The 15,184-nt window shown below is 52.3% G+C and carries 11 protein-coding genes; 6 read left to right on the top strand and 5 right to left on the bottom strand.

Annotated elements, in window-relative coordinates:
- Window positions 1-369 precede the first annotated feature (369 nt).
- From AB4N74_RS28190 to AB4N74_RS28200, 3 genes are read right to left on the bottom strand one after another with little or no spacing between them, the layout of a single operon-like run.
- On the bottom strand, window positions 370-2,334 hold the full coding sequence (locus tag AB4N74_RS28190) for a hypothetical protein (protein WP_460097892.1): 1,965 nt from the start codon (window positions 2,332-2,334) through the stop codon (window positions 370-372).
- Window positions 2,331-4,217: a hypothetical protein gene (locus AB4N74_RS28195; RefSeq protein ID WP_460097893.1), complete on the bottom strand. Its 1,887-nt coding sequence runs from the start codon at window positions 4,215-4,217 to the stop codon at window positions 2,331-2,333. Before AB4N74_RS28195 ends, AB4N74_RS28190 begins: the two co-directional genes overlap by 4 nt.
- Window positions 4,192-5,559, bottom strand: coding sequence for a hypothetical protein (locus AB4N74_RS28200; RefSeq protein WP_460097894.1), 1,368 nt, complete (start codon window positions 5,557-5,559; stop codon window positions 4,192-4,194). Before AB4N74_RS28200 ends, AB4N74_RS28195 begins: the two co-directional genes overlap by 26 nt.
- Window positions 5,560-6,287: 728 nt before the next feature.
- Between AB4N74_RS28200 and AB4N74_RS28205 the strand changes: the two genes are divergently transcribed.
- Window positions 6,288-6,587, top strand: coding sequence for a DUF6388 family protein (locus tag AB4N74_RS28205; RefSeq protein WP_093435776.1), 300 nt, complete (start codon window positions 6,288-6,290; stop codon window positions 6,585-6,587).
- A gap of 51 nt (window positions 6,588-6,638) precedes the next feature.
- Here the strand turns inward: AB4N74_RS28205 and nadC are convergent, their stop codons facing one another.
- On the bottom strand, window positions 6,639-7,487 hold the full coding sequence (nadC, locus tag AB4N74_RS28210) for a carboxylating nicotinate-nucleotide diphosphorylase (protein ID WP_460097895.1): 849 nt from the start codon (window positions 7,485-7,487) through the stop codon (window positions 6,639-6,641).
- A 386-nt stretch (window positions 7,488-7,873) separates the two neighbouring features.
- Here nadC and AB4N74_RS28215 point away from each other — a divergent pair, with 386 nt between their 5' ends.
- The 5 genes from AB4N74_RS28215 (at window position 7,874) to AB4N74_RS28235 (ending at window position 14,406) form a co-directional block, all read left to right on the top strand.
- Window positions 7,874-10,054 carry a DUF1631 domain-containing protein gene (locus tag AB4N74_RS28215; protein WP_460097896.1) on the top strand — a complete coding sequence of 727 codons (2,181 nt, stop codon included), beginning with the start codon at window positions 7,874-7,876 and terminating at the stop codon, window positions 10,052-10,054.
- A 64-nt stretch (window positions 10,055-10,118) separates the two neighbouring features.
- Entirely contained in the window at window positions 10,119-10,679 is a 561-nt protein-coding gene (gene ampD, locus AB4N74_RS28220; RefSeq protein ID WP_093435788.1) for a 1,6-anhydro-N-acetylmuramyl-L-alanine amidase AmpD, read from the top strand.
- Window positions 10,676-11,515: a regulatory signaling modulator protein AmpE gene (gene ampE, locus AB4N74_RS28225; RefSeq protein ID WP_093435791.1), complete on the top strand. Its 840-nt coding sequence runs from the start codon at window positions 10,676-10,678 to the stop codon at window positions 11,513-11,515. Before ampD ends, ampE begins: the two co-directional genes overlap by 4 nt.
- 227 nt (window positions 11,516-11,742) lie before the next feature.
- Complete coding sequence (locus AB4N74_RS28230; protein ID WP_460097897.1) at window positions 11,743-13,773, top strand: methyl-accepting chemotaxis protein; 2,031 nt, start codon at window positions 11,743-11,745, stop codon at window positions 13,771-13,773.
- Between the two features lie 243 nt (window positions 13,774-14,016).
- Window positions 14,017-14,406 carry a hypothetical protein gene (locus AB4N74_RS28235; protein WP_093435799.1) on the top strand — a complete coding sequence of 130 codons (390 nt, stop codon included), beginning with the start codon at window positions 14,017-14,019 and terminating at the stop codon, window positions 14,404-14,406.
- On the opposite strand, the gene AB4N74_RS28240 is transcribed toward AB4N74_RS28235, so the two are convergent.
- The gene (locus AB4N74_RS28240; protein ID WP_460097898.1) at window positions 14,407-15,183 is read right to left on the bottom strand and encodes a TatD family hydrolase; all 777 of its coding nucleotides are present in this window, start codon (window positions 15,181-15,183) and stop codon (window positions 14,407-14,409) included.
- Between the last annotated feature and the right edge of the window lies 1 nt (window position 15,184).

Below are 15,184 nucleotides of genomic sequence, written 5' to 3' on the forward strand. Positions count from 1 at the left end.
CGTCGATGAATATCTACGATGTTAGAGCCGTTATAATTTGCTAGCGATGACTCTAGCGCACCGATTCGCGCCATTAATGAAACTTCTCGTGCTACTGAGTCCTCGTAAAGCTTTTTATAGTGATTTTTTTCGGACTTTAGTTTTCTGACTTTTTCCGACGTATACGTAGTGGTTGAGTCTTTTGTTGAGTTCGCAGCTTGCTCTATGGCGTCGATTAATAACTTAAATCTCCCATTGGATCTTCGAATAAATCCTCGATATAGCCCCGCTTCCGTCGCTACCGTGTCAAGGTTTATTTTACTATTGTTGGGTATGTTGATGCATTGCTTGGACTTAAGACGTTCCAAGGCTTCAAAGCAGCATAGGATGTTACGCATCTTTGATTTCTCCAAATTTATTCCGGTAGTAAGTTTCTAACTCTAAAAGATCTTCCAGTTCGGTCAGGTATTCTGAGGTTCCAATACCGAGCGAATTTAAGAATGTCCTTTGTGATTTTATGGTTTTTTGCATCTTTATTTCAGTTAGTACGGCGCCTGGGCAGCGTAGGCAAGAAGTTAAAGGTGCCCTCATTATCCGGTCGCAATCGTCTATATTAGTGCAGCCGCCGAGGACGGTAGATTTGTAAGCAATCTTGCCATCATGAATCGCAATTCTCGTAGTCTCTGCATCGGTCATAATGATATTTACAGTGGACTCTGACTTTTTATTTGATTCAATCCAAGCTCCATGCCCCCCATGAAGTTGGACTTTAGAATTGAGTACCTCCGAAGAATAGTTCAACGCTGACACTATATTATTCATGGAGCGATATTCGTTCTTGAAATGATTAATTTCATAGCCGAACAAATTGGAATATTTATTTCGTCCTCGTGCGTAAAATAATGTCATCGCCCTAGATAGATGTTGGAGCTGACGCTTCAATGAAGTATAAGTTATCAAGTTGCTTTGTATTCCGTAGAAAGCAAGCGAGCGTCTGAATTGGTGGGTGGTAAAATGCCAATGCTTATTTATTTGGAATCTTTCATCAGCAATCCATTTTTTTTGAAAGTCAACTTTTGTTAGATTATCGTAATCCTCAGCAGTGATTACCATGTCGGCATGGTCGAAAATATAGTTCATGTGCCAATGAACTAAGTTTGCAGGTGTGTCGAGATCGCCGCTAAATCTCTTTTTAGACATATGAAAGCTCAAATTGCTCAAATTTGGAAACAAAAGCATTGTGTCGGAGGGGACGCCGTAGCTCTGAGCGATTACATCACATATTAATCTTGCGGCGCTTAGGGCGTTGTTTATCTTGGGGCTTGTTATCCAGTAGGTTGATTTTCTGGATTTTGAAAGTTTGGTGGTGATGCCAAGTAAGCGAAGTACATTCCGGTTTTTAATTTTTTTTGTTGTGAGGCAGTTGTATCGAAGGCTATACGCTTCGTCATCCCTCATTCCAGAAAATGCATGTATCGTACACTTTGAGGCAAACTGGATGCTCCTTAAGTATCTGCCTAGACTAACGGTGCAGGATACGTTATGTCTGCTGAACAGATTGCTCAACCCGTAGTGCGCTGCTTTGTCGATTACTACTTGAGACGACAAAGTGCTATTTTTACCAGTATGTGAATTAGAGGTATAGTAACTTTCCAATTCTGTCAAGAAGGGGCGTATCATTGCTCCATGATTTACAAACTCATCAATTCGCCCTCTGAGGCAAGCTAAGCCACTTAGGTAAATTCGAGGAGGGATAATAGCAGTCTGGTTGTCGTCATATTTTCTGTCCCGAATGTTATTGTATGCAATATTAGATAAGTCGGTTTCAAAGCCAAGAAGCCCGGTATCTAATGTACTTAAATGGTAGGCTAACGTGTACGCCCTGGCTATGTCTTCACTCGCAGTAATAGTTTCGGTAAACTCTTTGAAGGAGTGGCTGGTCTTAAAAATATAAAATAAATCAACTTCTTTTGATTCACAAAAAACAGACATTTTGCCTAAAAGACGATGATATGCTTGGAGTGTTCCCACAGAGATGCCTGACCCAAGCTGACCTCGTTCGCGTGTATACATTATTAGGAACATTAACCACTGTACTTGCTTGATAAGTAGCAAGTCGCTTGAGTAGTTCCTAGACACGAAATTTATATTCTTATATGAACGGGTTCGATGATCATATGGACCCAGCTTCCATGTCATATCTTGCGCTAAAGAAAGCGGTTCTCCTTGCTCGTCTCGGCTAATAACGAAGTTTTTTGGTACTTCGGGTGTCATATTCTTTCGATTGCGCCAATCATAGGTATCAGGGGCTGAAAGGAGAGATGTGTTCGAAAGGATGGATGGAAGCGCACTCATTGAATAAATCCTAAATCAATAAATAATGACAATTTTGCTGACCAGTAATTTGTGAGTTGTCCATCAAAAACTTCTCCCTGTATTTGATTGACTAGGTTTTTTTTATCTTCTGAAATAAGTTCAATGGTTTTTATTAGGTGTTTCAATGCGCTTTTTGATTCCCCGAAAAGATTATCGAAATGTGCATCGGAAGATGTTGCTTGTTCAAGCTCATTTATAAAGTATTGCATGCTGAGTAGTTTTCTTACTCCCTCGCTATCTGGGTTTACAGCGAAGTTTTTGCAAAACAGGCACCCGACCATATTTTTACAGTCAGGTTCGATTCGGGAAAGATGATTAAATTTTGAGTGTGCGCCTGGAGTGCCATTACAATTCCCTCCGGGAATTTTAAGGGTTCCGGTAGTTTCATAATTTTGAATGTGTGATTCTAATTCATCAAAGAAATTAGAAAATTCCAAGTTTTGCTGAAATTCGCTTCCGTTGGTATAACTTTTTTCAACTGTTTCCACCCTGTTTTGTAGTTGCTCCGCAGCTGCGGTAACTCCAAAGTGATTAGCTACCCAGTCGGCTTTGAATACTCGCCACTGACGGGCGTTGACGGGTTTTAGGTGCGGATCAAATTGTTTTTTTGCTAGGTCGAAATATGTATATAAGAAGTTCGGGTCGATAGGTATAAGCTTTGATCCGGTATCACGAAAAAAAAGTAAATTAGTGTCTCTGCCATCAGCAAGAAAATTCCTCAGGCGGCAGTATTTTTGGAACTCTTTTAGGAATTTAATGTGGATCTCAAAGTCTACTAAGTGTCCGGCTCTAGTTTTAAAGCTTCGGAAATGTTGACGCGTTATGACGGGGTTGTCTTCCATCTTTGGTTCCCATACTTGTTTGACTAGATCTGCGGGGTTAATTCCTGTAATGGCAAACATTTTTAATTGAAATGAATTTACTGCCCAGTACGCTATCCTTAGTCTGGCCGGATGACGAGGGTCTAAGTTGGCGCGCTCCAAAGCTAATTCGCTTCGTTTACGATTAGATCTCGCGCCGCTAGGAGGGTAGTCAAACTTCTTCGCTATATAGTCAAGTGAATTTAGCTGTCCATTAGCGTAATCCCACATCCAGTTCCCATTGACCATCTCCTCTCGCTTAGCCAATTTCCATTTCGGCATAATCCAGCAAGTACAGGGCAGCGCCCAAGCGCTTTCGTGGGGGAGGTGGAGAAGGTAAGGAAAAGGAAGTTTATCGAGTAAAAAGTCAGTGATGTTATGAAAAAGGTTATCCGCGAGATGTAGCGCTTGATTTACTTCGTCTTCGTCCGGGATTTCTGTATGATTAGTATCATTGTTGAACCTTATTGGGCTAATTCCGGATTTTACTTTTGATATTTTATGTTCATACCACCATGTTAAAATGGCGAGCGCTCCTCCTTGTTTATGCAATGCTGTCTGAGAGTTAAGTCCAGCGTAGAGAAGCTCGTCTCGAAGCTCAAGGATATAATTGTGAAACGCGTGTCTTGCATTTTGTATATCTTCAAAGATGTCTTTGTATCCGTTGAAGTCTGCCCAATCTACGAATGCAATTCCGTTTTTTATTTGGTTTCTAACAGTGACTTCAGATAGGTTTTTTTGGGCGATGCTTTGCAGAGATCCAATAACTATCTTCGAGATGACATTTCGGCGTGAAGGCCTGAAGCTGTGTTTTTCAACCGAGTAAATCCAATCTGTGCGCATTCTTACCAGGTATGCTATCGCACCTATTTGAATTGCGGTTTTACCCTTGGGGGATAGAATTTTGTAAAGCTCTGGCGAATTCGCGGTCGCAATGGCTTCGAAATCAGTTACAGACGCGTCCTCAAGCTTGATTTCATATATGTTTGAGTTTTGGTTCATGCGTATTTAAGGTGTCGTGAATGAGTGTGTTTCGGTTTGGAAGCATCTTGTTCTCCCAAGCCGTTTGGATCAGTTTTTTATCAGACGTTTTTTTTGCCAATGACAAATACTGAAGGGTTGTATCTAGCTTTGAGTGCCCCAATTTTTCTTGGGCCATTTTGAGTAGATTATCCATGCTTATAATCCCTAGTTCTACTAATGCGAGATTGTCAAGCAGTAGGTTAAGTCCCGTAGTTGCACGGATGTCGTGAAAGTGAAAGCTTCTATTGAATCCATTTAGCTTAAGGATGGGTGTGAGTTGGCAGTGGATAAAGGTTCTTATTGAATTGCCCTTTGGAGACCATTGAGAGTTTTGATAATGAGTGTCGTCATTTGCTGCGTAAAATGGGTTTCCGTGGGTGCTTATGAAAACGTAATTATCAGCAGCGCTATACTGCGATGCCAGTTTAGTAACGCGGTTCGCGTAATCTGCACTTGATATGTATGTCTTGATCATATTGTAAAGCCAGCCGGGAAACTCAAGCACACCAACCTTTGAGTATTTGGTGTCAATGCCAGTCCCGGGCCCGGATCTCACGTTTATAATTTCGTCATCGGATATGTTTTTCTTTTCAAAGTGCTTTTTTCTAAGAGTGCATACCGACTGAATCCGCGCCCCTGTAATAAGTGAGGTAACGAATATTAAAATCATTACGTAATTGTTGAGTTTCTTTAGTGATTGGAGAAGTTTGAACTGGTCATCATCGTCCAGTGGAAACAATTTCCCATCATCAATAACACTATTTGCTGATGCTGGTTCACCTTTCGATTTGATATTAAGGTCAGTGCTGATGATTTCTTTGTATCTGGCTAGGCCTATTTTTTGTTCGTACCTAACAACTGTTTTCTTTTCTATCCATAATGTGTATTTGAAAGTCACATTGCGGGAAGACATCAGCCAGCGATAAAATGTTACGACGCGATTTATCTTTCTATTTCCGGTGCTAGTGGCATATTTACTATCTGCAATGTATTGGCTAAAAAAGTAAGTTGGTCGTAATGGCTTTAGTCTGTGATCCGTTTTGTAGCTCATGTTGTTGGTGTGCATTACATTCATAAACGTGACGAGATCATCAGCAATCCCTTTTAATGTCTCGTAATTAGTGATGGCACGGTACTCAGGTTTGGTAAGATCAGTTATGAAGTTAATACCATCCTCCCATGGCTCACCACTAGGTGTAATTATGCATGGGATATAGAGTGCAGTCATTTCAATGAGTGTGCTGTGCAGAGACTCTATTTCAGTACTTTCGACTGAGGTTTGGGTTGGTGATGGGTTTTTGATCTTTATTGTGCTGTACATGTGCAATGTCTATCGACTAGTTGCATATATGTTGTGATATGTGAGGTTTGATTGTCAAACTTATTTCGGGTTGGTTTTATGGGTTGGTTTTATGGGTTGGTTTTATGGGTTGATTTTATGAGTTGATTTTATGAGTTGCTGAAGTAAGTTGGTTTTATGAGTTGCTGTGGTGGGTTGGTTTTATGGGTTGTTTTGATAGGTTGGTTTTATGGGTTGCTGAGGTAAGTTGGTTTTATGAGTTGCTGTGGTGCGTTGGTTTTATGGGTTGGTTTTATGGGTTGTTTTGATAGGTTGTTTTGATAGGTTGGCTTTGTGGATTGCTATATTGGATCGGTGCTATTGGAGGAGGCGCAGGGCTCAACTATCCCTTGAGGTTACTGCGCCGCGAACACCTTGGCGTTTTGCCATTTTTGTACTAGCTTGTAGAGCCGAATAGGCCAAACTAGCTCGTAGAAGGTCGCAGGTTCGATTCCTGTCTCGGGCACCACCTTCTTGATCACTCTCACTTATCCCCATGTGGATTTATGTTCCGCAGGTCAGCTTTTTGTGGGAGAGATGTAAAGACCCGTGTAATTCGTCATGCAAACGTCCTATATTCGGTGCCTGCATGAGCATCGCTTAGCAGTTTTCAGATGATCCCGAATGGTTCCGAAGGCCGGTCAATCCGCGTCAGAGAGATCCTTGATGATCCAGATCCATCCTCCATTCCTAAGATCAGCGAGAACGCCATGACCGAATTAACTCAAGAGCAACGTCACGTACAGGCGCTGGAAAAGTACAAACTCGACGCCCCGCAGCTGTTGGAAGAGATCAAGGATCTCAGTCCCGATGATCAGAAAGATCAGATTCAGTGGGCCTTCGAAGATGAAGCCGAAGCCCAGGGCTTGCAGCCGTGGGAACTGACGCTCAAGTACACGAGCACGCCGGAAGAGTTCGAGGCGCAGCGCCTTGTGCTGCACAAAGAGGCGGCGGAAGTGCTGGGTGTCGAGTGGGAAGAATACTGCGAGATGAATAATCTGGTGGTCTGAAACAAAAACGCCAGCCTCAACCGGGCTGGCGTTTTTTATTGCGTGAAACCTTCAGAGGCTCAAGCGCATCGACAGATCCACCGCTTTCACATCCTTGGTCATCGCACCGATCGAGATGTAATCCACGCCGGTCTCGGCAATCGGCAGCAACGTGCTTTCGTTGATGCCACCGCTGGCTTCCAGCTTCGCCTTGCCGCCGTTCAGGCGCACGGCTTCGCGCATGTCATCCAGGCTCAGCTCGTCGAGCATGATGATGTCGGCGCCGGCGGCCAGTGCCTCCTTCAGCTCCCCCAGACTTTCCACTTCGACTTCCACCGGTTTGCCCGGCGCGATCTTGTGCGCGGCGGCAATGGCTTGTGGAATGCCACCGCTGGCGGCGATGTGGTTTTCCTTGATCAGGAACGCGTCGTACAGACCGATGCGATGGTTGTGGCAGCCACCGCAGGTCACCGCGTATTTCTGCGCCAGACGCAGGCCTGGCAGGGTTTTGCGGGTGTCGAGCAGTTTGACCTGGGTAGTACCGACGAAATCGGCCAGGTACTGCGCGCGAGTCGCCACACCCGACAGCAGTTGCAAGAAGTTCAGCGCACTGCGTTCCCCGGTCAGCAGCGAACGGGCCGGCCCTTCCAGATGAAACAGCGGCTGATTGGGGTTCACCCGCTCGCCATCGACCACTTGCCAGTGCACCGCGACCCGTGGATCGAGCTGACGAAACACGGCATCGACCCACGCCGTGCCGCAGATGACGGCGGCATCGCGCGTGATGATGGTGGCTTTGGCCAGACGTTCGGCCGGGATCAGTTGCGCGGTGATGTCGCCGCTGCCGATGTCTTCGAGCAACGCACGGCGCACGTTGGCTTCGATTTCGGCGGTCAAATCGGCGAGACGTAGATTCGGCATAACGGGCTCCACAAACAAAGTGGTTCGATTATAGGGGCATGGCGCGAGCCAACCCAAGGCGAGAACGCGCGTGCTTGCCTGCATCCGGTCGATTTTCTTTGAGTAAAACGCGCCCGGACAGGGTCATTGAGAGGGCATAGGGGAAACCCTGACGACTATGGCGCCGTGGGCAAGTTATGAAAGATAATCCGCCTTGCATTTGACGTCATAGCTTTGACGTGCAATGCGGCCGAAGTTGTTGAGACCTGTGGGATCGAGCTTGCTCGCGAAAGCGCAGTGTCAGTCACCAACCATGTCACTGACAGATCGCCTTCGCGAGCAAGCTCGCTCCCACAGGAGGCTTATGTTGCAAGTGACCGAACGAATCACCGTTTCAGGAGGCTTGGATGCACAACGACGGGAAAGTGGTGCCTTTGCACAAGGGCGCTACCGATCAGGCGAATCACTCGCCGCTCGCCCGCCTGCCTGTGATTCTGCTTCAGGTTCGCGACAAGGCTGCCCAGCAACTGCGCCACGGCTTGCAGGAGCTGTTCGATAACGCTGACGACACGCTGTTTGAAATGGCCGACCGGGCGCGCAACGATGTCGAGCAGAATATCTTTTTCGAAGCCATGCGCGACTTGCGCCTCAAGCGCAAAAACATCGAGCGTGGCTTCCTTGAGCAATTTTTCGAAGCCTTCGTCGGCCTGACGCAATACGATCCCACGCACAACACGCTGCCGCACGCCCTGATCTACGACGAGCTGGCACCGCGCAGCGACGACATGGAGCGCAGCGTGGCGGTCGAGACCATGGTCGGTCGCGTGCTCAAGCGTGACGGCTTCGCCCTCGATCAACTGACCGCGCGCCTTAACGCGCTGCTCGGCAACACCCTCGACGATCAGCACAACCCGCTCGGCCCGGCGCGGCTCTGCGAGTTTTTCCTCCAGGCCGGGCGTAATCTGGGCGTGGAAATCAAGGTCAAGCTGATCCTGCTCAAACTGTTCGAGCGCTATGTATTGGCCGACACCGAGCAGCTTTACGCCGAAGCCAATCAATTGTTGCTCGCCACCGGTGTGTTGCCCGAGTTGAAAGCGGCCCCTGCACGTCGCGCAATTGATCGTGCGATCGCCAATGTGCACAGCGAGGAACGCGACGACACGCTGCCCGTCGACGAAGGCGTGCAGGAGGTTTTCGCCGCGTTGCAGCAGTTGCTCGCGCAGGTGCGCGGCAGTGTCGCGCCGACGCTGGAACCCAGCGTCGCGGCGCAACCGATTTCCACCCGCGACCTGCTGCGCCTGCTCTCGCATTTGCAACAATACGTGCCGGCGCTGGCGGCGCAGGATGACTTTGATCTGCGCAATCAGCTCGAACAACTGTTGACCCGGGTCAGCGTCAGAAGCGGCAAATCGCGGATCGTCGGCGATGCGGACGAAGACGTGATCAACCTGATCGCGATGGTCTTTGACTGCATTCTTGAAGACCGCAATGTGCCGGATTCGCTCAAGGCCCTGATCGCCCGGTTGCAGATCCCGATGCTCAAGGTCGCGGTACTCGACAAGAGTTTCTTCAGCCGCAGCACCCACCCGGCGCGGCGCCTGCTCAACGAAATTGCCGAGGCGGCCATGGGCTGGGGCGATTGCGACGGTGAGGCACGCGACAGCTTGTACCTGCGTATCGAACAAGTGGTGCAGCGCCTGCTCAACGATTTCGTCGACGACCCGGCGATTTTCTCCGAGTTGCTGGCTGACTTTCTCGCCTTCACCAGCGATGAACGCCGCCGCAGCGAACTGCTTGAACAGCGCCTGCGTGATGCTGAAGAGGGGCGGGCAAAAACCGAACTGGCGCGGCGTCGGGTCGAGCGCGCGTTGAATCAAGCGCTGCTGGGCAAGACCCTGCCGCCGACCGTGGTCACCTTCGTCCAGGACGCCTGGAGCAAAGTATTGCTGCTGACCTGTCTCAAGCATGGCGATCAGTCCGCTGAATGGCAGGCCGATGTGCAGACCATGGAGCAGTTGATCTGGAGTGTGCAGCGCCATGACGACGCTGAATCCAGCCTGCGCTTGCTGGCGCTGGTGCCGGGCTTGCTCAAGGCACTGCGTGATGGTCTGAGCAGTTCAGCGTTCGATCCATTCGCCACCAGCGAGTTTTTCAGTGAGCTGGAAGCCCTGCATGTGCGGGTGCTGGAGCGCTCCGAGCAGGCCGAGCAGGCTTTGCCCATGGTGGAGGTGTCGCAACAGATCATCCTGCAAACCGCTGATGAAGGCAGCGCGGCGTTGACCTCGGTACGTTTGCCTCACGACGCCGCCGGTCTGCGCCAGGTCGAGCAACTGCGTCTTGGCAGTTGGGTGGCGTTTCAGGAAGACGATGAAAACAGTCTGCGCTGCAAACTCGCGGCCATCATCGAAGTCACCGGCAAGTATGTATTTGTCGATCGCACCGGGATGAAGGTGCTGGAGCGCAGCCGCATTGCACTGGCCTTGGAATTCGAGCGCGGAGCGGTGCGTGCGCTGGACGACACCTTGTTGTTCGATCGCGCGCTGGAGTCGGTGCTGGGCAATCTGCGACGACTCAATCGCGGCAAGTGATCGCGCGTCGGGGGCCGATCACGGCATACTGGGCGCCAACACAGTCGGCGTTGAAGGAATCGGTATGCAGTTGGATCCCGCTAGCGGGTGGTGTCACGGGGTGCAGGTCTGCCCATCGCCCAACTTCAATGAGCGCCCAGCGGGCGAAATTTCCCTGTTGGTCATCCACAACATCAGCCTGCCGCCGGCGCAGTTCGCCACGGGCAAGGTGCAGGAATTTTTCCAGAATCGTCTGGATGTCACCGAACATCCCTATTTTGCAGGGATTGCTGACCTGCGCGTCTCGGCGCACTTTCTGATTGAACGTGACGGCAAGGTCACCCAGTTTGTCTCCTGTCTTGAGCGAGCGTGGCATGCCGGCGTCTCGGTCTTCGATGGACGAGAAACCTGTAACGATTTTTCCGTGGGCATCGAGCTCGAAGGCACCGATGATCTGCCGTTCACCGACGCGCAGTATCAGGTGTTGACGGCGTTGACCCGCCAGTTGCAAAGCGCATTTCCGGCCATCACCGGCGCCCGCATTTGTGGGCACAGCGACATAGCACCCGGGCGTAAGACCGATCCTGGCCCGGCATTCGACTGGGCGCGTTACCGCGCGGCCCTGGCACAAGAGGAAGGACAATGAGTTTTCTGGTGTTACTGCTGGCGTTGTGGATCGAGAAGTTTTCGGCCCTGCGTCATCGGGTTCAACGCGATGGCGGATGGATCCGCGAACTGAACAAACTCGAAACCAGCACGCGCCTGGCCAGACAACCCTGGCTGGTGCTGACGATTCTGGTGCTGTTTCCGGTGGCGCTGCTGGCGTTGTTGCTATTGGTACTGGAGCCTGTGGCCTACGGCTTGCTGGCGTTGCCGGTGCATTTGCTGGTGGTGATTTACAGCCTGGGGCGCGGCGATTTGCTCGGCGGTCTCGGGCCGTTCCGTGATGCCTGGCGACGTGAGGATTTGCAAGCCGCAGCGCATGTGGCCAAGCGTGATCTGGATATTTGCGCCGACAGCGGCGAGCAGTTGCTTGAAAGCGTGCAGGGGCATCTGCTGTGGCAGGCCTATCAGAGCTTTTTTGCGGTGATATTCTGGTATTTCGTGCTCGGCCCGGTGGCGGCTTTGGCGTATCGCCTGTTGGCGCTGGCGCAGGAGCACGGCCAGAACCCGGCGCTGGTCGAGCGCGCGGCGCAACTGCGGCACGCCTTTGACTGGCTGCCGGTACGCTTGCTGGCGGCGAGTCTGGCGCTGGTCGGCAATTTTGTCGCGGTCAGTCGGGTGATGCTGCATGAACTGCTGAACTGGAACATCAGCGCTGCACAATTGATCAACCGGGTCGGTCTGGCGGCGGGGGAGATTCCACCTCCGGTGGTCGGGCCGGACGGCATCAATACCCTCGATTGCCTGTGGGAATTGCTCTTGCGCGCGGCGGTGCTGTGGTACGCCGGGTTTGCCTTGTGGACCGTCTTGATCCACTGATTTCATTGATTTAAACAAAGATCCGAAGATCGCAGCCTGCGGCCGCTCCTACACAGGGATTGTGTATTTTCTGAAGGAGCTGCCGCAGGCTGCGAGGTTTTTTCGTTAACCTTAAGTTACAAAACCTCCCTCCGATTTGAGCTATACAGAGATGGCGCTCGATAGTGGCTATCTGCTGTCGCCCCGCGCCTGCCAATAAAAACAAGAAAAACCAAGGGAGACTTCCAGTGAAGAGCTTGCTCTATCCCGCCGTCTCGCTGATGAACCGTCTGAGCTTCGGCATGAAGTTCAGCCTGATCAGCGTGCTGTTTCTGGTGCCGATGCTGGTGACCAATTTTTATCTGGTGCGCGATTCCTATCGCGAATTCCAGGGCACTCGGGTCGAGCTGCAAAGCCTTGATCTGCTGGGCAGTAGCCTGGCCCTGCGTCGGGATCTGGAAACGCTCAACAATCTGGTACAGATCAACGTCACCCTCGGCCAGTCCGGCAAGGCCGGGAATATCGAGGCGCAGATCACTACGCTCGAACAAGCGGTTATGGCACGCCTGCAAGGGCTGACGGCGATGACCGACGATCCCGAGCAGATTCAGGTCTTCGATGGTAAACGCGACGAAATGATTGCCGCGTTCAAGGCCCAGCAAGCGGAAAACTCACTGCAGAGCAAAAGCGCGTTGATCAGCAAAGTGCTCGCCAGTGCGCAGATTTTCAGCCAGATCATCACCAGTCAGGCCGGCCTGAGCCGCGACAACCAGAGCGATATCCGTCAGCTCAGCGAACTGGTCACCCTGATCACCCCGACCGTCACGCAAACCCTTGGCGAAGGTCGGGCCATGGGCTCGTATTCATTGGGCCAGGGTTTCCTCAACAGTTCTTCGAGTACGCGTTTCGATGAGTTGCTGGTGCAGATCGAAAAACTCCAGGCCGAGTACGCGCTGAAACTGCAGGACGCTCTCGGCTCGAGCAAAGCCGCGCGGGACACCCTCAGCACGGCGGCCGACAGCAGCAAGGCCTCGCTGAAACAGGCCAGCGAATTGTTTGAGGAACAGGTGGTGATGGCCGACACCCTCGATGCGCCGTGGCAGGCGTTTTACGATCAGGTCACCGCGCTGATCGACAGGACTTACCAGCTCAACGACGCCACGTTGAAATTTCTCGACACGCAATTGCAGCAGCGTCTGGCGCAGAACCGCACACATATGGTCTTGCAGGCGGTGGCGCTGTCGGTGGTGTTCGTGCTGATTTTCTATCTCTACGGCGGTTTCTACGCCTCGACCCGCACCACACTGAAACGCCTCGGGGCGATGATGGACAAGGTCGCGGCCGGCGACATGACGGTCAACTTCAAAGCCAATAGCCGCGATGAGCTGGGCGAGTTGGGCGAAGTCTTCAATGGCACGGTGAGGAAGATTCACGACTTGATCGAGCGTGTAGGTCTGACTGTCGCTGAGGTCGAGCGCCAGGCCGGGCAGGTTGAAAACGTCTCTGCGCAGAGCAATCAGGCGGTCGCCGGGCAACGCACGCAGATCGAGCAAGTGGCAACGGCGATGAACCAGATGTCGGCGACTTCACTGGAGGTGGCGCGCAGTGCGGCGGCAGCGGTGAGCAGCGCCCATAGCGTCAATGACGAGACCATCAGTGGCCGTGGCCTGGTCGAGTCGCAGCAGGGCAGCATTGCTGCGCTGGCCAGCGAAATCGACCAGTCGGTGTTGGTGATCAACCAGTTAGCCAGCGACAGCCAGGCGATCAGTCGTGTACTGGAAGTGATCAAGAGTATTGCCGAACAAACCAACCTGCTGGCGCTCAACGCCGCGATCGAAGCCGCCCGTGCCGGCGAGCAGGGACGCGGTTTTGCCGTGGTCGCCGACGAAGTGCGCACGCTGGCCAAACGCACTCAGCAATCAACTGAAGAAATCGAACAGATGATCGCCAAACTGCACGGCGGTGTCGGCGCGGCCGTGAAGGCCATGGGCGTCAGCCATCAGATGGCCAATGGCACGGTCGGGCAGTCGGAAAAGGTCCAGCAGGCGCTGGAAAACATCCTTGGTGCGGTCGGCATGATCGTCGATCAGAACCAGCAGATCGCCGCTGCGGTTGAACAGCAAACGGCGGTGGCCCACGACATCGATCAGAACATCGTCGAGATCAACCGCGCCGGCGAGCGCACGGCGCAAGGTGCGCATCAGACCGAAGACGCCAGCCGGGCGCTGTCAGCCCAGGTCGTTGAGCTTAAACAACTGATCAGCGCGTTCCGCGTCTGAGGCACGCACGAAAAACTGTGGGAGCCTGCTCGCGAATGCAATCTGTCAGTGACATCTCTGTCACCTGATACACCGCCTTCGCGAGCAGGCTCGCTCCCACAGGGTTTTGGGTTTTGTCAGAACCCTTTGTAGTACTTCTTCACTTCCGGCCGTAAGCCCAATCCTGTTTCCCTCCAGGCTCTGGCATTTCCCCATCAATGAGCCAGTATCCATACCCAATCGTTCGCATAGAGGATGTCGCTCATGTCTGCCGCAACCTTGGGGGTTCTGGGCCGTTGCGCTCATTGCCAGACCACGCTGCTGCTCAAACCCTGGCAGCTCAATGCCATCTCGATCAATGAACCGTTTACCTGCGAGCATTGCCAGAAAGCGCTCGAGCTGCGATGCCCGCAACAGATCAAGCGCTTCAAGTCGCTCGACTCACTGGCGCTGCTGCGTTTCAGTGCTTCGTTGACGGTGTGCACCGCGCTGCTGGTGGCGCTGGTGATGGAATGGGTGGGACTGCTTAGCGTCACTGAGCAACTGAACGCGTCACTGATCACGATCTTTGTGTACTTCGTGGTCGTCCGTTACGCGCGCCAGCGGCAACACCTGACGCTGATTCTGGAGGCGGCCAAGGCGCACGCCGACTGATTACCAGCCGAATACTTCGCAGCTGTTGGCGGTACTGGCCGTGGCCAGTTGTTGCGGGCTGATATTCATCAGTCCGGCCAGCGCCTCGCAGATCGCCGGCAAGTGCGCCGGACTGTTGCGCTGACCGGGAAACATGACAGGTGCCATGTCCGGTGAATCGGTTTCCAGCACAATCGAATCCAGTGGCAGTTCCGCCAGCACCCGATGCATGCGCAACGCTTGTGGCCAGGTCGGTGCGCCGCCGAGGCCCAGTTTGAAACCGAGTTTGATGTATTCCCGCGCCTCTTCACGGCTGCCGGCAAAGGCGTGGATGATCCCCGCGCGTTTGAGCTTGAAGCGCTTGAGCGTCGCGATCACCGCCGCGTGGCTGCGTCGCACATGGATCAGCGCCGGCAACTGAAAGTCTGCGGCCAGTTGCAGTTGCGCCTCGAACAGCGCCTGTTGCCGCTCGCGGTCGAGGGTTTCGATGAAATAATCCAGACCGATCTCGCCCACCGCACACAACTGTCGATGACCATGCAGCCGGGTCAGCCAATCACCGAGTGTCGACAAATCTTCGGGTCGATGCTGATCGAGATACACCGGGTGCAGACCGAATGCCGCGTACAAATCGACATCGCTCTGCACCAGATCCCACACCCGTTGCCAATTGCCCTCATAGACGCCCAGCACGACCATCCGCCGCACCCCGTGCGCGCGGCTTTCGGCGAGCAACGCCGAGCGGTCGGCGTCGAAGTCGGGGAAGTCGAGGTGGGTGTGGCTGTCGATCAGCTCCACG

Source organism: Pseudomonas sp. H3_C08, assembly GCF_054669455.1.

Bases quoted from the DNA above. Each gene is read 5' to 3' on its own strand.
- AB4N74_RS28190 (WP_460097892.1), bottom strand. From the start codon at position 2,334: ATGAGTGCGCTTCCATCCATCCTTTCGAACACATCTCTCCTTTCAGCC.
- AB4N74_RS28195 (WP_460097893.1), bottom strand. From the start codon at position 4,217: ATGAACCAAAACTCAAACATATATGAAATCAAGCTTGAGGACGCGTCT.
- AB4N74_RS28200 (WP_460097894.1), bottom strand. From the start codon at position 5,559: ATGTACAGCACAATAAAGATCAAAAACCCATCACCAACCCAAACCTCA.
- AB4N74_RS28205 (WP_093435776.1), top strand. From the start codon at position 6,288: ATGACCGAATTAACTCAAGAGCAACGTCACGTACAGGCGCTGGAAAAG.
- nadC (WP_460097895.1), bottom strand. From the start codon at position 7,487: ATGCCGAATCTACGTCTCGCCGATTTGACCGCCGAAATCGAAGCCAAC.
- AB4N74_RS28215 (WP_460097896.1), top strand. From the start codon at position 7,874: ATGCACAACGACGGGAAAGTGGTGCCTTTGCACAAGGGCGCTACCGAT.
- ampD (WP_093435788.1), top strand. From the start codon at position 10,119: ATGCAGTTGGATCCCGCTAGCGGGTGGTGTCACGGGGTGCAGGTCTGC.
- ampE (WP_093435791.1), top strand. From the start codon at position 10,676: ATGAGTTTTCTGGTGTTACTGCTGGCGTTGTGGATCGAGAAGTTTTCG.
- AB4N74_RS28235 (WP_093435799.1), top strand. From the start codon at position 14,017: ATGTCTGCCGCAACCTTGGGGGTTCTGGGCCGTTGCGCTCATTGCCAG.